12 protein-coding genes and 1 pseudogene are annotated in these 19684 nt (G+C 61.6%); 7 read left to right on the top strand and 6 right to left on the bottom strand.

Annotated elements, in window-relative coordinates:
• Positions 1-396 precede the first annotated feature (396 nt).
• Both DBR18_RS19010 and cra read right to left on the bottom strand, forming a co-directional pair.
• Positions 397-1173, bottom strand: a complete 777-nt coding sequence (locus DBR18_RS19010; protein ID WP_108591457.1) for a TatD family hydrolase — start codon at positions 1171-1173, stop codon at positions 397-399.
• 3 nt (positions 1174-1176) lie between these two features.
• Complete coding sequence (gene cra / locus DBR18_RS19005; RefSeq protein WP_108591456.1) at positions 1177-2172, bottom strand: catabolite repressor/activator; 996 nt, start codon at positions 2170-2172, stop codon at positions 1177-1179.
• A gap of 306 nt (positions 2173-2478) precedes the next feature.
• Here cra and ptsP point away from each other — a divergent pair, with 306 nt between their 5' ends.
• The 4 genes from ptsP to DBR18_RS18985 all read left to right on the top strand — a co-directional run bounded on the left by ptsP (position 2479) and on the right by DBR18_RS18985 (position 9739).
• Positions 2479-5340: a phosphoenolpyruvate--protein phosphotransferase gene (ptsP, locus tag DBR18_RS19000; RefSeq protein ID WP_108591455.1), complete on the top strand. Its 2862-nt coding sequence runs from the start codon at positions 2479-2481 to the stop codon at positions 5338-5340.
• The gene (gene pfkB / locus DBR18_RS18995; RefSeq protein ID WP_108591454.1) at positions 5340-6281 is read left to right on the top strand and encodes a 1-phosphofructokinase; all 942 of its coding nucleotides are present in this window, start codon (positions 5340-5342) and stop codon (positions 6279-6281) included. The genes ptsP and pfkB overlap by 1 nt, the downstream gene beginning before the upstream one ends.
• Before the next feature lie 11 nt (positions 6282-6292).
• Positions 6293-8026 (top strand): PTS fructose-like transporter subunit IIB, encoded by a 1734-nt coding sequence (locus DBR18_RS18990; protein ID WP_108591453.1) that lies wholly within the window; start codon positions 6293-6295, stop codon positions 8024-8026.
• A 171-nt stretch (positions 8027-8197) separates the two neighbouring features.
• Entirely contained in the window at positions 8198-9739 is a 1542-nt protein-coding gene (locus tag DBR18_RS18985; protein ID WP_108591452.1) for an alkaline phosphatase, read from the top strand.
• 103 nt (positions 9740-9842) lie between these two features.
• Here DBR18_RS18985 and DBR18_RS18975 read toward each other — a convergent pair whose 3' ends face one another.
• Together DBR18_RS18975 and DBR18_RS18970 are read right to left on the bottom strand one after the other, a co-directional pair.
• Positions 9843-12371: a sulfite reductase flavoprotein subunit alpha gene (locus DBR18_RS18975; RefSeq protein WP_108591493.1), complete on the bottom strand. Its 2529-nt coding sequence runs from the start codon at positions 12369-12371 to the stop codon at positions 9843-9845.
• Positions 12372-12585: 214 nt separating this feature from the next.
• Positions 12586-14913 carry a TonB-dependent siderophore receptor gene (locus DBR18_RS18970; RefSeq protein ID WP_108591451.1) on the bottom strand — a complete coding sequence of 776 codons (2328 nt, stop codon included), beginning with the start codon at positions 14911-14913 and terminating at the stop codon, positions 12586-12588.
• 208 nt (positions 14914-15121) lie between these two features.
• Here DBR18_RS18970 and DBR18_RS18965 point away from each other — a divergent pair, with 208 nt between their 5' ends.
• Together DBR18_RS18965 and DBR18_RS18960 are read left to right on the top strand one after the other, a co-directional pair.
• Positions 15122-15802, top strand: coding sequence for a Fe2+-dependent dioxygenase (locus DBR18_RS18965; RefSeq protein WP_108591450.1), 681 nt, complete (start codon positions 15122-15124; stop codon positions 15800-15802).
• Positions 15799-16557 carry a tetratricopeptide repeat protein gene (locus DBR18_RS18960; protein WP_108591449.1) on the top strand — a complete coding sequence of 253 codons (759 nt, stop codon included), beginning with the start codon at positions 15799-15801 and terminating at the stop codon, positions 16555-16557. Before DBR18_RS18965 ends, DBR18_RS18960 begins: the two co-directional genes overlap by 4 nt.
• 161 nt (positions 16558-16718) lie before the next feature.
• On the opposite strand, the gene DBR18_RS18955 is transcribed toward DBR18_RS18960, so the two are convergent.
• On the bottom strand, positions 16719-17882 hold the full coding sequence (locus DBR18_RS18955) for a type III PLP-dependent enzyme (protein WP_047291221.1): 1164 nt from the start codon (positions 17880-17882) through the stop codon (positions 16719-16721).
• Positions 17883-18607: 725 nt separating this feature from the next.
• Here DBR18_RS18955 and DBR18_RS18950 point away from each other — a divergent pair.
• Positions 18608-19405 carry a hypothetical protein gene (locus DBR18_RS18950; RefSeq protein ID WP_256588788.1) on the top strand — a complete coding sequence of 266 codons (798 nt, stop codon included), beginning with the start codon at positions 18608-18610 and terminating at the stop codon, positions 19403-19405.
• Positions 19406-19458: 53 nt separating this feature from the next.
• Here DBR18_RS18950 and DBR18_RS29455 read toward each other — a convergent pair.
• Positions 19459-19684 (bottom strand): annotated as a pseudogene (locus DBR18_RS29455) (glycine/betaine ABC transporter ATP-binding protein); the annotation flags it as partial.

The raw sequence follows: 19684 nt of genomic DNA, 5'->3' as shown, positions 1-19684 counted from the left end.
CTGACTGTAGGAGCTGCCGAGTGAAACGAGGCTGGGATCTTTTGATCCTGTTTCAAGGGCCAGGAGCAAAAGATCGCAGCGTGCCGCAGCTCCTACAGAGGTTGTGTTACCAGCCTGACCCTGACGCAGCCAGGGCTCACGCGAATTGACTGTAGGAGCTGCCGAGTGAAACGAGGCTGCGATCTTTTGATCCTGTTTTAAGAGCTAAGAGCAAAAGATCGCAGCGTGCCGCAGCTCCTACAGAAGTTGTGTTACCAGCCTGACCCTGACGCAGCCAAAGCTCACGCGAGCTGACTGTAGGAGCTGCCGAGTGAAACGAGGCTGCGATCTTTTGATCCTGTTTCAAGGGCCAGGAGCAAAAGATCGCAGCGTGCCGCAGCTCCTACAGAAGTTGTGTTACCAGCCGAATACTTCGCAGCTGTTGGCAGTGCTGGCGGCGGCCAGTTGTTCCGGGCTGATGTTCATCAGTTCGGCGAGCGCCGTGCAGATCGCCGGTAAGTGCGCCGGTGTATTGCGTACGCCGGGGAACATCGCCGGCGCCATGTCCGGCGAGTCGGTCTCGAGCACAATCGAATCCAGCGGCAGATCCGCCAGCACCCGATGCATGCGCAACGCCTGCGGCCAGGTCGGCGCGCCGCCCAGACCCAGTTTGAAACCGAGCTTGATGTATTCGCGGGCCTCTTCGCGGCTGCCGGCGAAGGCGTGGATGATCCCGGCGCGTTTGAGCTTGAAGCGTTTGAGTGTGGCGATCACCGCCGCGTGGCTGCGACGCACATGGATCAGCGCCGGCAGATCGAAGTCCGCCGCCAGCTGCAACTGCGCCTCGAACAGCGCCTGCTGGCGTTCGCGGTCGAGGGTTTCGATGAAGTAATCCAAACCGATCTCGCCCACCGCGCACAACTGTCGATGGCCGCGCAGCCGCGTCAGCCATTCGCCGAGTGCGCGCAGGTCTTCGGGTTGATGCTGATCGAGGTACACCGGATGCAAACCGAACGCCGCATACAAGTCGGCATCGCTCTGCACCAGCTCCCACACCCGCTGCCAATTACCTTCATAAACCCCCAGCACCACCATCCGCCGCACCCCGAGGGCGCGGCTTTTGGCGAGCAGCGCCGAGCGATCGGCGTCAAAGTCGGGGAAGTCGAGGTGGGTGTGGCTGTCGATCAGCTCCACGGTTCAGTCCCGGTGAATACGCTGCTTGAAAGTGCGGGCGATGGCCTGCACGCCAGGCTTGTATTCGGATTGCTCAACCGCAGCCAGTGCCAGCTCCAGGGCCTTGTCGGCGATCAGCTGGTGTTGCTGGGCCATGGCATTGACCGGCAGCGGCAGGAAGTCCAGCAACTGCGTGTCACCGAAGGTGCCCAGGCGCAGCGGACGGGATTTGAGCGGGAAGTCATGCAACGCATCGAACACCCCCTGCAACAGCACGTAGGAGGTGGTCACCAGCGCATCCGGCAAGTGCCCCAGGCGTTGCAGGAGTTCTTCCATCAGTTGCTTGCCGCATTCACGGCTGAAAGACTCGGCGTGCTCGATCAGCACTTCGCCTTTGAAGTCGGCCAGCGCTTGCTTGAAGCCGGCGGCACGTTCCTGGCTGATGCTCAGCTCCGGACGCGCGCCGAGCAGCACGATCTGTTTCGGCTGCGGGTCGAGCAGGCTCTGGGTCAGGTGCAGGCTGGCTTCGCGGTCGTCACTGATCACCGAGCAGAAGTGCTCGGGTTCCATGACCCGGTCGATGGCGATGATCGGCAAGCCCTTGGCCTGCAACTGGCGATAGCTGTCGTCACCGGCCGGCAGGCAACTGGCGACGATCAGCGCGTCGCAGCGGCGCGCCTTGAACAGTTGCAGCAACTGGCGTTCGCTGTCCGGCGCATCGTCGGAGCTGGCGATCAGCAGCTGATAGCCACGCGCCCGCGCGCCTTGCTCCAGCAGTTTGGCGATTCGCGCGTAACTGGGGTTTTCCAGATCCGGCAGAATAAAGCCCAACGTGCGCGTGTGCCGACTGCGTAACCCGGCCGCTTGCGGGTTGGGCGTGAAGCCGTGCTGTTCGACGACCGCACGCACCCGCTCGACCGTGGCGTTGCTGATGCGTTGCTGTTCGGCCTTGCCGTTGATGACGTAGCTGGCGGTGGTCACGGACACTCCGGCCAACCGCGCGATATCACTGAGTTTCAACCCGGGATTTCCTTGTTTTTTCGAGCTTGCCGCCACATTTTCGCCAATCCTACCCGATTCGGGCAGACGACTATTGTCGCAGCGCATCCGACAAGTTGGACTTCAAGGATGAGACATTATCGAGTAACGTGCCGATCAATCTAGATTAAACGTTTCAGCAAGCGTATTTTCTACGTTTTAGACGCCTTTGGCCGGTTCTGCCGTGAAACCGCCAAAACACCCGCTGAAAAGCAGGGCGACCAGCGCCTAAGCTGCAACCATTCAAAACAATATCCTGGCGCCTCCACGCGCCAAAAAGGAGATCGCATGCTCGAGCTCACTATAGAGCAGATATCCATGGGCCAATCGGCTGTGGATAAACCCGCCGCCCTGCAACTACTCGCCAATCATCTGGTGGCCGACGGTCTGGTTGCCGAAGGCTACCTCGCCGGTTTGCAGGCCCGGGAAGCCCAGGGCTCGACCTTTCTCGGCCAGGGTATCGCCATCCCCCACGGTACGCCCGAGACCCGCGATCAGGTATTCGCCACCGGCGTGCGGCTGATGCAATTTCCTGAGGGCGTGGATTGGGGCGACGGCCAGATCGTTTATCTGGCGATCGGCATCGCCGCCAAATCCGATGAACACCTGCGTCTGCTGCAACTGCTGACCCGCGCCCTCGGCGAGACCGATCTGGGTCAGGCCCTGCGTCGGGCCAGCTCCCCGGAAGCACTGCTGAAACTGCTGCAGGGCGCACCGCAGGAACTGGCGCTGGATGCGCAGATGATCGGCCTCGGCGTTTCGGCTGACGATTTTGAAGAGCTGGTCTGGCGTGGCGCGCGTCTGTTGCGTCAGGCCGATTGTGTGAGCAACGGTTTTGCCGGGGTGTTGCAGCAAGTCGAAGCGCTGCCGCTGGGCGATGGCCTGTGGTGGTTGCACAGCGAGCAGACCGTGAAACGCCCGGGCCTGGCCTTCGTCACCCCGGACAAACCGATGCGTTACCTCGGCCAGCCGCTCAGTGGTCTGTTCTGTCTGGCGAGTCTGGGTGAGGCGCATCAGGCGCTGCTCGAGCGTCTGTGCGCGTTGCTCATCGAAGGGCGTGGCCATGAACTGGGTCGCGCCACCAGCAGCCGCAAAGTCCTCGAAGTGCTCGGCGGCGAACTGCCCGCCGATTGGCCGAGCGCGCGTATTGCCCTGGCTAACGCCCATGGTCTGCATGCACGTCCGGCGAAGATCCTTGCGCAACTGGCGAAGAGTTTCGACGGCGAAATCCGCGTGCGCATTGTTGACAGCGCGGACAGCGCCGTGTCGGTGAAAAGCCTGAGCAAACTGCTGAGCCTCGGCGCCCGTCGCGGTCAGGTGCTGGAGTTCATCGCCGAGCCGAGCATCGCCGCCGACGCCTTGCCGGCGCTGCTGGCCGCTATCGAAGAAGGCCTTGGCGAAGAAGTCGAACCGCTGCCGGCCGTGAGCCAGCAACGCGAAGTCATCACCGATATTGCCGAAGTGCTGATCGCTCCAGCGTCCGGCGCGCAGTTGCAGGCGATCCCTGCCGCACCGGGCATCGCCATCGGGCCTGCGCACATTCAAGTGCAGCATGCCATCGATTACCCGTTGCGCGGTGAATCCGCGGCCATCGAGCGCGAACGTCTCAAGCAAGCGCTGGCCGATGTGCGCAGTGACATCCAGGGCCTGATCGAACGCAGCAAGGCCAAGGCGATTCGCGAGATTTTCATCACCCACCAGGAAATGCTCGACGACCCGGAACTCACCGACGAAGTCGACACTCGCCTCAAGCAGGGCGAAAGCGCGGAAGCTGCGTGGATGGCGGTGATCGAAGCGGCAGCCAAACAACAGGAATCCTTGCATGACGCGTTGCTCGCCGAGCGGGCGGCGGACCTGCGTGACATCGGGCGTCGGGTGCTGGCGCAACTCTGCGGCGTGCAGACCCCGAACGAGCCGGAGCAGCCGTACATTCTGGTGATGGACGAAGTCGGCCCGTCGGACGTTGCGCGGCTCGATCCGGCCCGAGTTGCAGGGATTCTCACCGCGCGCGGCGGCGCCACCGCGCACAGTGCAATCGTCGCCCGTGCATTGGGCATTCCGGCACTGGTCGGTGCGGGCGCAGCGGTGTTGTTGCTGGAACCCGGTACGCCGTTGCTGCTCGACGGCCAGCGCGGTCGCCTGCACGTCGACGCCGATGCCGCGACCCTGCAACGCGCCGCCGAAGAACGCGACACCCGCGAGCAGCGCCTCAAGGCTGCCGCCGAACAGCGTCATCAACCGGCACACACCACCGACGGTCACGCCGTGGAAGTGTTCGCCAACATCGGTGAAAGCGCTGGTGTCAGCGCTGCGGTCGAGCAGGGCGCCGAGGGCATCGGCCTGCTGCGCACCGAACTTATTTTCATGGCCCACCCGCAGGCGCCGGACGAAGCCACTCAGGAAGCCGAATACCGCCGCGTTCTCGATGGCCTCGCCGGACGGCCGCTGGTGGTGCGCACCCTCGATGTCGGCGGCGACAAACCGCTGCCGTATTGGCCGATCGCCAAGGAAGAAAACCCGTTCCTCGGCGTGCGCGGCATTCGCCTGACGTTGCAGCGTCCGCAGATCATGGAAGCGCAACTGCGCGCCTTGCTGCGTTCGGCGGACAACCGTCCGTTGCGCATCATGTTCCCGATGGTCGGCAGCGTTGAAGAGTGGCGTCAGGCCCGCGACATGACCGAGCGTCTGCGCCTGGAAATCCCGGTCGCGGACTTGCAACTGGGGATCATGATCGAAGTACCGTCCGCTGCATTGCTGGCGCCGGTATTGGCCAAGGAAGTCGACTTCTTCAGCGTCGGTACCAACGACCTGACGCAATACACCCTGGCCATCGACCGTGGTCATCCGACGCTTTCGGCCCAGGCTGACGGCCTGCACCCGGCGGTGCTGCAACTGATCGACATCACCGTGCGCGCCGCGCATACCCATGGCAAATGGGTCGGTGTGTGTGGCGAGCTGGCGGCAGATCCGCTGGCGGTGCCGGTGCTGGTCGGCCTCGGTGTCGATGAGCTGAGCGTGTCCGGGCGCAGCATTGCCGAGGTCAAGGCGCGCATCCGCGAACTCAGCCTGACCCAGGCGCAAACCCTTGCTCAACAAGCCCTCACCGTGGGCAGCGCGAACGAAGTGCGTGCATTAGTGGAGGCCCTGTAATGGCGAAGATTCTCACCCTGACCCTCAACCCGGCGCTGGACCTCACGGTTGAGCTGCCACGCCTGGAGGCCGGTCAGGTCAACCGCTGCGACGAGATGCACACCCATGCCGCCGGCAAGGGCGTGAACGTCGCCCAGGTACTCGCAGACCTCGGGCATCAACTGACGGTCAGCGGCTTTCTCGGCGAAGACAATCTGCAAGCCTTCGAAACCCTGTTCGCCAAGCGCGGCTTTGTCGACGCGTTCATCCGCGTGCCGGGGGAGACGCGCAGCAACATCAAGGTCGCCGAGCACGACGGGCGCATCACCGACATCAACGGCCCGGGGCCGGTGGTCGACGCGACGGCGCAGCAGGCGTTGCTTGAGCGTCTGCTGCAGATCGCTCCGGGGCATGACGCGGTGGTGGTCGCCGGCAGTCTGCCGCGTGGCGTCAGCGCGCAGTGGTTGCGCGAGTTGATCGAACGGCTGAACGGTCTCGGTCTGAAAGTCGCCCTCGACAGCAGTGGCGAAGCCTTGCGCGCGGCCATTGAAGCGCGCCCGTGGCTGATCAAGCCCAACACCGAAGAACTGGCCGATGCGCTCGATTGCGATGTGGTCTCCCACGCCGCTGAAGCGCAGGCAGCGGCGTGCCTGCATGCCAAAGGCATCGAGCACGTGGTGATTTCCCACGGCGCCGACGGTGTGAACTGGTTCAGTGTCGGCTCGGCGCTGCATGCCGCGCCGCCGAAGGTCACGGTCGCCAGCACGGTAGGGGCCGGCGATTCGTTGCTGGCCGGCATGCTCCACGGTCTGCTCAGTGCCGACACGCCTGAGCAGACATTGCGTACGGCCACGGCGATTGCCGCGATGGCGGTGACGCAGATCGGTTTCGGCATCAACGATGCGGCGCAACTGGCGCAGCTCGAACAGGGCGTACGCGTGCGTCCCCTGACAGAACAATAAGAGGGCTTGTCATGAAGTTAGCCATTGTCACGGCCTGCCCGAACGGCATGGTCACCAGTGTGCTGTGCGCCCGTCTGCTCGATGCGGCGGCCCAGCGTCAGGGCTGGAGCACCAGCGTTGAAGTGGTGGATGCGTCGCACCCGGAACGTGAGCTGTCGGCTGCCACCATTGAGGCGGCGGAGTGGGTGTTGCTGGTCGCCACCGGTGACATCGACATGACGCGTTTCGTCGGCAAGCGTGTGTTCCGCATTGCCCCGGCGCAAGCGCTGCAAGACGTCGAAGCGGTGCTGCGTCGCGGTGCGCAAGAGGCTGAAGTTTACCTCGCCGCCGAAGCCGCTCCGGCAGTCGCTGCGCCACGTGCGCCGCGCATCGTCGCCATCACCGCGTGCCCGACCGGCGTCGCCCACACCTTCATGGCGGCCGAGGCGTTGCAGCAAACCGCCAAGCGTCTGGGCTATGAACTGCAGGTCGAAACCCAGGGTTCGGTCGGTGCGAAAACCCCGCTCAGCGCAACGGCGATTGCCGAGGCTGACGTGGTGCTGCTGGCGGCCGACATCGAAGTCGCCACCGAGCGTTTTGCCGGCAAGAAAATCTACCGTTGCGGCACCGGGATTGCCTTGAAGCAATCTGAAGCGACACTGAAAAAAGCCCTCGCCGAAGCTCAGGTGGAGAGCGCTGCGAGTGGCGGCAAGGCGCCGGCCAAGCAAGAGAAAACCGGGGTCTACAAACACCTGCTGACCGGTGTCTCGTTCATGCTGCCGATGGTGGTGGCCGGTGGTTTGATGATCGCCTTGTCGTTCGTCTTCGGCATCACCGCGTTCAAGGAAGAGGGCACGCTGGCGGCGGCGCTGATGCAGATCGGTGGCGAGACCGCGTTCAAGCTGATGGTGCCGCTGCTTGCCGGTTACATCGCCTACTCGATCGCCGACCGTCCGGGCCTGGCGCCGGGGATGATCGGTGGCTTGCTCGCCAGCACGTTGGGCGCGGGGTTCATCGGCGGCATCGTCGCCGGGTTTATCGCCGGTTATGCGGCCAAGTTGATCAGTCGTTATGTGGCCTTGCCGCAGAGCCTCGAAGCGCTGAAACCGATCCTGATCATCCCGTTGTTCGCCAGCCTGATTACCGGGCTGGTGATGATCTACGTGGTCGGTAAACCGGTTGCCGGGATGCTCGCGGCGCTGACGCATTTTCTCGACAGCATGGGCACCACCAACGCGATTCTGCTCGGCGTGTTGCTCGGCGGCATGATGTGCGTCGACCTCGGCGGACCGATCAACAAAGCCGCGTATGCCTTCTCGGTCGGGCTGCTGGCCTCGCAGAGTTATGCACCGATGGCCGCGACCATGGCTGCCGGCATGGTGCCGCCAATCGGGCTGGGCATCGCCACCTTCATCGCCCGCCGCAAGTTCGCCCAGACCGAGCGCGAGGCCGGTAAAGCGGCGCTGGTGCTGGGGCTGTGCTTCATCTCCGAAGGGGCGATTCCGTTTGCCGCGAAAGATCCGCTGCGGGTGATCCCGGCGAGCATTGCCGGCGGTGCGTTGACTGGCGCGTTGTCGATGTACTTCGGCTGCAAACTGATGGCGCCGCACGGTGGCTTGTTTGTGCTGGCGATCCCGAATGCGATCAATCATGCGTTGTTGTATCTGCTGGCGATTGTGGCGGGGAGTTTGTTGACGGCGGTGGTTTACGCGGCGGTCAAACGCCCGGAAGCCGCGGAACTGGCGGTCGAACCCGTCAACGCCTGACACTGCAACACCCCTGTGGGAGCGGGCTTGCTCGCGAAGGCGTCGTGTCAGTCGATATTTCTTTAACTGACACACCGCTTTCGCGAGCAAGCCCGCTCCCACAGGGGATGTGTTGTCATGCCGGATTCATCATCCCGTGCTTAAGTTTTCCTTTTTTCAGGGAGAACACGCATGAGCGATTTCAACATCGGTCGCCGACGGGTCATGCAAGTGGTCGGTGCCGGGCTGCTGATGCCGGGGCTGGCGCCGGCGGTGATCGCGTCGGTCAAGGATCGGCCGCAACTCACCGACGGCGTGCAGTCCGGTGACCTGCAGGGCGACCGCGCGATGATCTGGAGCCGCAGCGACCGTCCGGCGCGGATGGTGGTCGAGTGGGACACCCGCAGTCAGTTTCGTCACCCGCGCCGTGTGGTCTCGCCACTGGCCGATGCGCACACCGACTTCACTGCCCGCGTCGAACTCACCGGGCTGCCCGCCGATCAGGCAATTTTTTATCGGGTGTATTTCAAGGACGCACAAACCGGCGTCGCCAGCGAACCGTGGCTCGGTCACTTGCGCAGTGCACCGACGGCGCGGCGCAACATTCGGTTTGTCTGGAGCGGCGACACCGTCGGCCAGGGTTTCGGCATCAACCCGGACATCGGCGGCATGCGCATCTACGAATCCATGCGCCTGCGCCTGCCGGACTTCTTTATCCACAGCGGCGACACCATCTACGCCGACGGCCCGGTGCCCGCGCAGCTGACCACCGAAGGTGGGCGGATCTGGCGCAACCTCACCACCGAAGCCAAGAGCAAAGTTGCGCAGACCCTCGACGATTATCGCGGCAACTACCGCTACAACCTGATGGACGAAAACATCCGCCGCTTCAACGCCGAAGTCCCGCAGATCTGGCAGTGGGACGACCACGAAGTGGTCAACAACTGGTCGCCGGGCAAGCAGCTCGACGAGCGTTATCAGGAAAAAGATATCCACACCCTGGTCGGCCGCGCGCGCAAGGCCTGGCTGGAATATTCGCCGATGCGACTGCAAGCGGCTGACGGCGGCGGGCGGATTTATCGCAAGCTCAGCTACGGGCCGATGCTCGACGTGTTCGTGCTCGACATGCGCAGCTATCGCGGCGCCAACGACGACAACCTCGGCGCAGCCAAACCGTTTTTGGGGCGTGAGCAACTGGACTGGCTCAAGCGTGGCTTGAAGCACTCCAGGGCGCAGTGGAAGGTGATCGCCGCCGACATGCCGATCGGCCTCGGTGTGCCCGACGGTGAAGTCAGGCCGGGCGTGGCGCGCTGGGAGGCGGTGGCCAACGGCGATCCCGGCCCGGCCCAGGGGCGCGAGCTGGAAGTCGCCGAGTTGTTGGGTTTTCTGCGGGCGCAGCAGGTGCGCAATTTCGTGTTTCTCACGGCGGACGTGCATTACTGCGCAGCGCATCACTACCACCCGGACCGCGCGGCGTTTCAGGACTTCGAACCGTTCTGGGAGTTTGTCGCCGGGCCGCTGAATGCCGGGAGTTTCGGGCCTAATCCGCTGGACAAGACCTTCGGCCCGGAAGTGGTGTTCCAAAAGGCACCGCCGACCCAGAACGCTTCGCCGTTTGCCGGGTTTCAGTTCTTTGGCGAGGTGAATATCGAAGGGCAAAGCGGGGAGATGAGTGTGGTGTTGCGGGATTTGAATGGGGTGGCGGTTTTCGAACAAAAACTGCAGCCGGTCTGATCACTCCACCTGTAGGAGCTGCCGCAGGCTGCGATCTTTTGATCCTGCTCTTAAAAAACAAAATCAAAAGATCGCAGCCTGCGGCAGCTCCTACAGGAGTCGGTCAGTACACGTCGCGGCGGTAGCGGCCCTGTTCGATCAGACGTTCGACTTCAGCGGCGCCGAGAATGTCGTTGAGTGCCTGATCGACGCCGGAAGCCATGCCCTGCAGGCTGCCGCAAATGTAGATCACGGCACCGTCAGCCAGCCATTTTTTCAGCTCGTCAGCAGATTCGCGCAGGCGATCCTGCACGTAGATCTTCTGCGCCTGATCCCGCGAAAACGCCAGATCCAGTCGTGCCAGGTCGCCATTGATCAACCACTCTTCCAGCTCCGCCCGGCAGAGGAAATCGTGCTCGCGATTGCGTTCGCCGAACAGCAGCCAGTGACGCTGCTGACCGTCGGCGATGCGCGCCTTGAGCAGACTGCGCAGCCCGGCGAGGCCGGTGCCGTTGCCCAGCAGAATCATCGGCACCGGTTGGTTCGGCAAGTGGAAGCCACTGTTGCGCCGCACGCGCAGGCTGATGCTGCCACCCACCGGCGCATGCTCGGTCAGCCAGCCGGAGCCGACGCCCAGGCTGCCGTCGGCGTGTTGTTCCTGGCGCACGATCAGTTCCAGCACACCGTCGGCGGCAATCGAGGCGATCGAGTATTCGCGCATGGCCAGCGGCACCATTGCATCCACCAGCGCCTGCGCGTGCAAGCCGACCAGATGCGCGCGATGTTCAGGCAACTGGCGGGAGGCGAGGGCCACGTCCAGTGGTTCTTCGAGGCCGTTGACCTTGACCGTGGTTTCGCCACGAATGCCGAGGCCGTCGAGGAAGTGTTCGATGGCCCACGGGCAGTTGCGCGGCAGCACTTCCACCAGATCGCCGGCCAGCCAGCTGCTGGTGCTCGGCGCCTTCAGGCCCAGCAGGTACACCGGCGCGCCGCTGCTGTCGGGATTCATCAGTTCGCGGCTGACCAGCGTCCAGTTGTCGTAGCTCGGCGCTTGCCAGGTGTCGACCGGCGCCTGCCCGGTCAACTGTCCGAGCTGGGTTTGCCAATGACGCAGGGCGTAGGGGTCGCCGCTGTCGACTTCGACCGGGGCGAACAAGGTCTTGCCGCCGTGTTCGCCCAGCCATTGATGCAGGCGTCGGGCGAACCCGCAGAAATGCTGATACTGGCGGTCACCGAGTCCGAGTACTGCATAGTTCAGACCGTCGAGGCTCGCAGCGCTGCTGAGCACCTTGCGGTCGAAACCGCGCGCGCTGTCCGGGGCTTCGCCGTCGCCGAAGGTACTGACCACAAACAGCGCGTTGTTCGAGGCGCGCAGATCCTCGGCACTGACATTCGCCAGCGGCTGCACCTTCACCGGCAACCCGGCGGCTTGCAACTGGCCCGCCGTCTGCCACGCCAGTTGTTCGGCAAAACCGCTCTGGCTGGCGAAACCGATCAGCCATCCCGGTGCATCACCGGCCGGTTGATCGAGACCTTTGCGTGCGTCCTGAATCTGCTTTTTCTTGCGCCGGCGGTCCAGATACAACAGCCACCCGGTGATGAAAAACAGCGGCATGCATACAGCGGCGAGTGTGATGATGATCCGCCCGACCAGACCGAAATAGCTGCCGACGTGCAGCGCGTAAATGCTGGTCAGCAACTGGGCTTTGAAGCTCTTGTCGGCATAGCGATCAACACGCTTGACGATGCCGGTGGCCGGGTCGAGGGTGATCTGGTTCAGCGCGCGATCATGCGGCGAGCTGTCGAGCAGATAGAACACGGTCGCCGGTTGCCCGGCCACTGGCGGCATGCGAATGTTGTAGGCCGACAGGCCCGGGCCGGCGGCGCTGTAGATGCTGCTCCACATCGCCGCATAGTCGGCGGTCGGTGCCGGACCTTCCGGTGCCGGGCCGCGGCCGCCGCGCACGCGCTCGTTTTGCGGCGCATCGGAAAGCAGTCGGGTCAGGCCCTTGTTGTACCATTCGTACGACCACGACAACCCGGTCAACGCCAGCAGCAGGTACACCAGCAGGCACCAGGTCCCGGCCACCGAGTGCAGATCCCAGTTGAAGCTGCGGCCCTTCTTCTTCCAGTCGAGGGTCAGCCACACGCGCCAGCTGTTCCACTGGCGCGGCCAGCGCAGGTACAGCCCGGAAAGGCAGAAGAACAGCAGGATCAGGGTGCAGGCGCCGGTGATGTTGCGCCCGGTATCGCCCATGGCGAGGAAGCGGTGCAGTTGCAGCATCAGGCCGAAGAAGTCCTGGCCCACCGCGTCGCCCATGAACTCGCCGGTGTACGGATCGAAGTAGCGCATCTCGCCACGACGCTCGCCTTTGGGCGGGGTGAAGTAGACGCGCGCGGCGTTGCCGCTGTCGGTCTCGACCCAGAGCATCGAGACCTTTTTGCCGGAGCTCTCTTCGATATGTTCCACCAACTCGACGGGAGGCAGGACGCCAGCGACCTGCTTTTCCACCTGCAGCACCGATGGATTGAGCGCCCGCAGAATTTCGTCCTGAAACGAATAGGCGGCACCGGTGATGCCCATCAGGGCCAGCACCAGCCCGGCAGTGATGCCGAAAAACCAGTGCAACTGGAACAGGGTTTTCTTCAACACGTCGCTCGCCTTGTTCGTTCGAAAATTTGTCATCACGGCGCGCATTATGCCGTGGGTTATCGAGAAGCGTTCTTTATTACGCACAAAACCCCGTTCACATGAATGAACGAGGCTTTGTTCTTTGTAGGAGCTGCCGAAGGCTGCGATCTTTTGATGTTGGTTTTTATCAATCAAGATCAAAAGATCGCAGCGTGCCGCAGCTCCTACAGGTTCCTTAGAAGTGGAAGTTGGTGCTCAACAGCGCCGTACGGCCCGCCGCCTGGTTGGCGAAGTGGGTCGAGAAGGCTTTGTCGTAGTAGGTTTCGTTGGTCAGGTTCTGCACGTTGAGTTGCAGGTCGACGTTCTTGCTCAGCTTGTAGGCGGCCATCGCGTCGTAACGTACATAGGAATCGACCATCGTGGTGTTGGCCACGCTGCCGTACACGTCGTCGACGTAGAACGCACCGCCACCGATGGTCAGCTTCGGCGTGACCTGATAAGTGGTCCACAGGCTGGCGCTGTTTTTCGGCGTGTTCGGCAGTTCGTTACCGTTGTTGGCTTTGTTGGCCGGCAGGTCACCACCGTCGACCTGTTCGCTGTCCATGTAGGCGTAGCCGGCGAACACTTGCCACTTGTCGGTGATCTTGCCGCTGGCCGACAGCTCGATACCCTGCACGCGGGTCTTGCCGGCGTTCTCGTAGGAGGTGGTGTCGACTTGTACGCGAGCGTTTTCTTTCTCGGTGCGGAACACGTCAGCGGTCAGCGACAGGCGATCGTTCAACAGATCCCACTTGGTGCCGATTTCGTAGTTCTTGGTGGTTTCCGGCTCCATGTCGCTCTTGAGCAGGTTGCCATTGCGATCCGGGGTGCCACCCAGCGGGTTGCCGTCCATGCCTTCACCCAGGGTGCTGCCCGGTGGGGTGGCGGAGGTGGCGTAGGACGCATAGATGCTGCCGTTTGGCGCAGGTTTGTAGACCACGCCGAACTGCCCGGTGACGAATTCGCTGGTGTCTTTGCCCTTGGCAGTGGTGGCGCCGGCGGCGGTGTAGGTCTTGTAGTCGGTGTCGAAGTGGTCGTAACGCAGGCCCATGTTCACCAGCCATTGCTCGGACAGTTCCAGCGTATCGAACGCATACAGCGCGTAGGTGTCGGCTTTGGTGTCGGTGCCGGCGTAGTTGCGCGAGATCGCGCCGTTCCACGGATCGTTCGGATTCGGGTTCGACAGCGAGGTGCAGTTGTAGCCGCTCGACGCGCCGATCATCGACGGGGTGCAGTTGGTGCTGGAGTTGCCCGGTGTACGCGGCGTGGTGTCGGTGTTGACGTTGTACGAGGACTTCTGGCTTTCCTCACGGGTGTATTCAACGCCGGTGGAGAAGCTGTTCTTGAAGCCGGCGACGTAGAAGTTGCCGAACAGGTCGGTCTGGTTGGTGGTGGTCTCGGTGTTGCTCACCCGAGTGTTGGCACGACGCCAGACGCTGCCGTTGTTGACGTTGCCCTTGCTGTCATCCGGCTGGGTCAGGATGTAGTCCTGCATGCTGGTGCCGTGACGCAGGGTGTTCTTGATGGTCAGCGAATCGCTCAGGTCATGCTCGATGGCGAAGGTCGCGGTGTCGGTGCGGCCTTTACGGAAGTCGCGACCGTCCAATCCATAGAAATTGCTGTGATCGCCACCCGAGTACGGCTTGTCCGGGTTGGATTTGGTGCGTGCAGCCGAACCACCGGCTGGAATGGTGTACGGGATGCCCGAGTCCGGGGTGTCGTTGCTTTCCAGATGGTAGTAATCGAGGTTGACGCGGGTGTCGGTGCCCAGGCCAAACGCCAGCGACGGTGCGATACCCCAGCGGTCGTAATCGACGCTGTCGCGACCGGCGACGTTGCTTTCGTGGCTCATCAGGTTCAGACGGCCGGCAGCGGTGTCGCTGAACTGGTAGTTGCCGTCCAGGGTGTAGCGCTGAGTCTGGTCGGATCCCCAGGTGAAACCACCGTCGAAGGAGTTGCCCAGGTGCGCTTTCTTGCTCACCAGGTTGATGCTGCCGCCAGCCGCACCGCGACCGCCGATGGCGGAGTTCGGGCCTTTGCTGACTTCAATGTTTTCCACGGCGAAGATTTCGCGGCTCTGCGAGCCGGTGTCGCGCACGCCGTCGAGGTAGGTGTCGCCCTGGGCGTCGAAACCACGGATGAACGGACGGTCGCCCTGCGGGTTGCCGCCTTCACCGGCGCCGAAGGTAATGCCCGGCACGGTGCGCAGTGCGTCCTGCATGTTCAGGGCGCCGGTGTCCTTCAGCACTTGTTGCGGGATCACGGTGACCGAGCGAGGCGTGTCGACCAGCGGCGCGGTGTACTTGGGCGAGGAGGCTTTTTCGACCTGGTAGGACGTCGGGTCCTGCGCTTCGCCGGTGATGGCGGTAGCGTCCAGGGCGATGGCATTGCCGGAGGCTTTGCTGTCGGTCTTCTCGGCGGCGAATACCATGTGGCCAGCGGAACCGGCGGTGATGGCGACACCAATGGCCGAAGCGAGCAGGCGTGGTGTACTGACCGGCAATTGTGCGTGTTGACGTGACATTTTTATTTCCCCTCCCCAAGGATTTGAGGCGGCGGAATATAGGGTAAACAGGTATTCGTATCAATTGCGAAACATTGTTATTCGCGACGAATTTACATTCTTTACAATTTAACCTTACGGTTTTTACCGATTCATTCGTCATGCGGGTTTTACACAGCCAATAAGAATCAATACCATTGGCGCCCCTTTGCCATCAGGTACGTTTGCCATGCTCCTGCACATTCCCGGCTTGTTCGCGAAAGAAGAAGTGCAGCGTATTCGCCAGGCGCTGGAGCAGGCGGATTGGGCCGATGGCAAGATCACCGCCGGCTATCAGTCGGCCAAGGCCAAGCACAATCTGCAGTTGCCGGAAGGTCATCCACTGGCCAAGGAAATCGGCGCGGCAATGCTCGAACGGCTGTGGAAAAACCCGCTGTTCATGTCCGCCGCGTTGCCGCACAAAGTATTTCCGCCGTTACTCAACTGCTACACGGCCGGCGGCAGTTTCGATTTTCACATCGACAACGCGGTGCGCCAGCCCAAGGGCAGCATCGAGCGGGTGCGCACCGATCTGTCGGCCACACTGTTTTTCAGCGAACCCGAGGATTACGACGGCGGCGAGCTGGAGATCCAGGACACCTTCGGCACGCAACGGGTGAAACTGCCCGCCGGCGACATGGTGCTGTACCCCGGCACCAGCCTGCACAAGGTCAATGCCGTCACCCGCGGTGCACGCTATGCGTCGTTTTTCTGGACACAAAGCCTGGTGCGCGAAGACAGCCAGCGCGCCTTGTTGTTCGAGATGGACGGCGCGATTCAGCAACTCACCCAGGACATGCCCGATCATCCGTCGCTGATCCGCCTCACCGGCACCTATCACAACCTTTTGCGGCGCTGGGTCGAGGTATGAGTTTTCAACTGCGGCGCGAAGAAGTGCTCGACGGCGCCCAGCTCAGCGCAATGCTCGAAGAAAGCCCGGCCCGTGCCGCGCAGGCGATTCTGCTGGCGGCGGGGCAGGGCATTGTTGAAGCGCAAGCGCTGCTCGGGCAGATCCTGCTCGATGGTCGCGGTATCGCTCAGGATGCGCCATTGGCGCTGCGCTGGTTTGGCATCGCTGCCGGGCAGGGTCACCTGATGGCGCGCAACATGCTCGGTCGCTGCCATGAGCATGGTTGGGGCTGTGTGGCAGATGCTGCGGTTGCCGCGCGGCATTATCGGATCGCTGCGCAAAACGGGTTGGACTGGGCGATGTACAACCTGGCCAATCTGCACGCTACCGGGCGCGGACAGGCTGAGGATCCCCTTCAGGCACTGGACCTGTACCGACGCGCCGCTGAAGCCGGCCACGCCAAATCAATGAACCTGCTGGGACGTTATCTGGAAGAAGGGCGGGTGTGCCCAAGGGATCTGACGGCGGCTCACGACTGGTATCGGCGTTCGGCCGAGGGTGGGGATTTTCGGGGGCAGTTCAGTCATGCGGCGGTGTTGGCGGATGAGGGCAGGGTCGATGAGGCGGTTGTGTGGTTGGAGAAAGCGCTGGCGGGTGGTAATCAGAACTTCCTGCGGGTAGCAAGTCAGACACTGTTCAGTGTGGCAGATTGCAGAATCCAGGGGATGGCATCCAGATATCAACTTCGCGCCGATGAATTAAGCCGCACTGCATAAACCCTGTGGGAGCGGGCTTGCTCGCGAAGGCGTCGTGTCAGTCATCATCACTCTCACTGGCCCAGCGCATTCGCGAGCAAGCCCGCTCCCACAATGGATTGCATCGACATACAAAAAAGCCCATGACACGTCATGGGCTTTTTGCGTTTCGGCGGCGACGCTTACACGTAGAACGATTTCAGCGGCGGGAAGCCATTGAACTCGACTGCGCTGTAACTGGTGGTGTACGCACCGGTCGACAGCCAGTACAGGCGATCACCGATCGCCAGGTTCAGCGGCAGACCGTACTTGTAGTTTTCGTACATGATGTCGGCGCTGTCGCAGGTCGGGCCGGCGATGACGACTTCTTCCATCTCGCCTTTCTTCTCGGTCCAGATCGGGAACTTGATCGCCTCGTCCATGGTTTCGATCAGGCCGGAGAACTTGCCCACATCGGTGTAGACCCAGCGCTCGACGGCAGTGCGCGATTTACGCGCGACCAGCACCACTTCACTGACCAGAATGCCAGCGTTGGCAATCAGCGAACGGCCCGGTTCCAGAATGATTTCCGGCAGGTCATCACCGAAGTCTTCTTTCAGGAAGCGGATGATTTCCTCGGCGTAGGTTTCCAGGCTGTTGGTGCGAGTGATGTAGTTGGCCGGGAAGCCGCCACCCATGTTGATCAGTTTCAGGTGAATGCCATCTTCTTCTTTCAGGCGCTCGAAGATCACTTTGACCTTGGCGATTGCCGCGTCCCAGACGCTGATATCACGCTGCTGCGAACCGACGTGGAAGGAGATGCCGTACGGCACCAGACCCAGGTCGCGAGCAAGGATCAGCAGGTCCATGGCCATGTCGGTCTGGCAGCCGAATTTGCGCGACAGTGGCCAGTCGGCGGTGGTCGAGCCTTCAGTCAGGATGCGCACATAGACTTTCGAGCCCGGTGCGGCTTTGGCAATGTTGCGCAGGTCGGCTTCGGAGTCGGTGGCGTAGAGACGCACGCCCTTCTCGAAGAAGTAGCGGATGTCCTTGGACTTCTTGATGGTGTTGCCGTAGCTGATCTGATCCGGGCTGACGCCACGGCTCAGCACTTTGTCCAGCTCATAGATGGAGGCGATATCGAAGCTCGAACCTTTCTCTTTGAGCAGGTCGATGATTTCGACGGCCGGGTTGGCCTTGACCGCGTAGTAGACCTTGGCGAATTCGAAACCGGCGCGCAGGTCATCGTAGGCCTGGGCGATCATCGCGGTGTCGATCACCACGAACGGGGTTTCCTGTTTGTCGGCGAACGCCTTCATTTTCTGAAAGGTTTCGCGCGCGAAATAGTCTTCGACCTGGATCGACATGCTGGGAACTCCTACTGGCAAACTGAAATTATCAATGGGTGCAAATGAACGCCCTCCGTATCCCCACTTTGGTTCGCCTACTTCCCAAGGCATGTCGCCGAAAGCAAAAAGGCCACGGGCGTTTTTGCCCTTGGCCTTGCTGTCTCGTCGTCAGTACTTGAGCCGGATGGATCGTTTCCAGCATGGACGTTCGGCGCGAACTTTAGGGTGTGAGGGGCCTGAGATCAACAAAAAATGTCGCGTTTCTGCACGCTTCCGTCGTGCGGTCTTCCTCCGGTACTGATGTAACCGACCGACATGACAGGCTGATGTTCCCCCGAGCATGGATCTGCGTAGCGGGTATGCCTGAAAAAAACGGAAATAAACCACCGACTTTTAATCCCGAAAAAGCCTTGAGGTAACCGTCAGGACTAGTATTTCTGACAGGTGTTTAGTTGCGGTTTTTTTTCTAGGATAAGAGCGAAATTTATTCTGGAAGAAAGTCTGGTGATTGGTGAGCACAGCATTTTTTCGTTTATTGAAAAACGGCTCTGTCGACCCATTTGCATGCTGGGGAAAGTACGCCTTTCTATCAATCGAAGCGTCCGCAGAGGTAACAAGGAATGAACAGGATATTGCTGTGGTTAGTTGCGTTGACACTGTCAGGTTGTGCCACTCATGAGGTGGTTCAGCCATCGGCTCCCGTACCGCGAGGGGAAATGCCCGGGGCCGCATCGACTGGCCTGATGGGCGCCGGCACCGGGCCACAGATTGCCGCCTATCTCACGGAGGCCTACCACAATAAGCTGAGCATGTGCCGAAACAACCCGTCAGCCCCGGCATTCCTGTGTTCCGGGGTGATGTTGAGGGCCACTCAACACTCTGCTCAGTTTCATTTCTGGAATCCTAATCCAACGTCTACCGGTGTGTCCTTTTCCTATTTGCGGGCGGATGCGAAGTTCTCCAGGTTGGTCTTCGGTTATAACAACGGATTTATCTTGTATCCGTACTTTTTCAAACCCGTGGGTAAAATAGAACCGCAGATACTTTGTTTCTTTCCGGTAGATGGCGGAACAACCCACCGCGAACAAGAGGGCTGCGGTCAAACTCCGGGAATTGCTTCCAGCCGACCTTGCCAGGTGCAAGGCATCACTACCGCCGCGCAATACATCACGCATTACAATCAGCAACCGAATAAATACGGACAGCTGTGCGGCTTTGATGTGCGCGACGATTTGAATCAGGCAGCCACTACCGCTTTCAATGAGGCAATCAAGGCCCAGGGGCTGGGCGGCACCTTCGCCTTCAATACGCAAAACGAGTTCCGGCTTGCCAAGTGGGGGCAGAATCTGGGCACCACGCTGCCGATCGAGGCGGTGTTTTACATCAATGACACCGGTAAAGCCGGTGCGCAGTATGACCAGCGGGATTTCAAGTCTCAGACAGGTATCTGGATTCCGGCAATCAGGATCACGCTGCCCCAGACGCCAACGGCTGATGTGCGGTTCGAGTTCATCGCCGGTGACCAGGCCATCTCTTCCTGATCCATTCAATTGTGCCGTGCCTCTTGAGCAGGGCACGGCACATCAGCGCTCTATCAGGCCAGCGCGGTCTCGGCGGGGGAGACGATACTGGTCTTGCCACCGCGGGATTTGCCGGAACTCAGGTACTCGGCAATCGACTCCTGTGTGACTTCACCGAGGAACACCCGCTCGGCATCCATCACCGGCAACCACGAACGATTGAACTCGTACATCCGCGACAGCAGGATGCGCAGATGTTCGTCGTACGCCGCCGTGGCATTGAACTCACGCAGATACTGC

Source organism: Pseudomonas sp. HMWF021 (genome assembly GCF_003061005.1).
Taxonomy (GTDB): Bacteria; Pseudomonadota; Gammaproteobacteria; order Pseudomonadales; family Pseudomonadaceae; genus Aquipseudomonas.
The sequence above is the reverse complement of the archived record's forward strand: the minus strand, read 5'-3'. Positions and strand labels throughout refer to the sequence as shown.

Bases quoted from the DNA above. Each gene is read 5' to 3' on its own strand.
- ptsP (WP_108591455.1), top strand. From the start codon at position 2,479: ATGCTCGAGCTCACTATAGAGCAGATATCCATGGGCCAATCGGCTGTG.
- pfkB (WP_108591454.1), top strand. From the start codon at position 5,340: ATGGCGAAGATTCTCACCCTGACCCTCAACCCGGCGCTGGACCTCACG.
- DBR18_RS18990 (WP_108591453.1), top strand. From the start codon at position 6,293: ATGAAGTTAGCCATTGTCACGGCCTGCCCGAACGGCATGGTCACCAGT.
- DBR18_RS18985 (WP_108591452.1), top strand. From the start codon at position 8,198: ATGAGCGATTTCAACATCGGTCGCCGACGGGTCATGCAAGTGGTCGGT.
- DBR18_RS18970 (WP_108591451.1), bottom strand. From the start codon at position 14,913: ATGTCACGTCAACACGCACAATTGCCGGTCAGTACACCACGCCTGCTC.
- DBR18_RS18965 (WP_108591450.1), top strand. From the start codon at position 15,122: ATGCTCCTGCACATTCCCGGCTTGTTCGCGAAAGAAGAAGTGCAGCGT.
- DBR18_RS18960 (WP_108591449.1), top strand. From the start codon at position 15,799: ATGAGTTTTCAACTGCGGCGCGAAGAAGTGCTCGACGGCGCCCAGCTC.
- DBR18_RS18955 (WP_047291221.1), bottom strand. From the start codon at position 17,882: ATGTCGATCCAGGTCGAAGACTATTTCGCGCGCGAAACCTTTCAGAAA.
- DBR18_RS18950 (WP_256588788.1), top strand. From the start codon at position 18,608: ATGGGCGCCGGCACCGGGCCACAGATTGCCGCCTATCTCACGGAGGCC.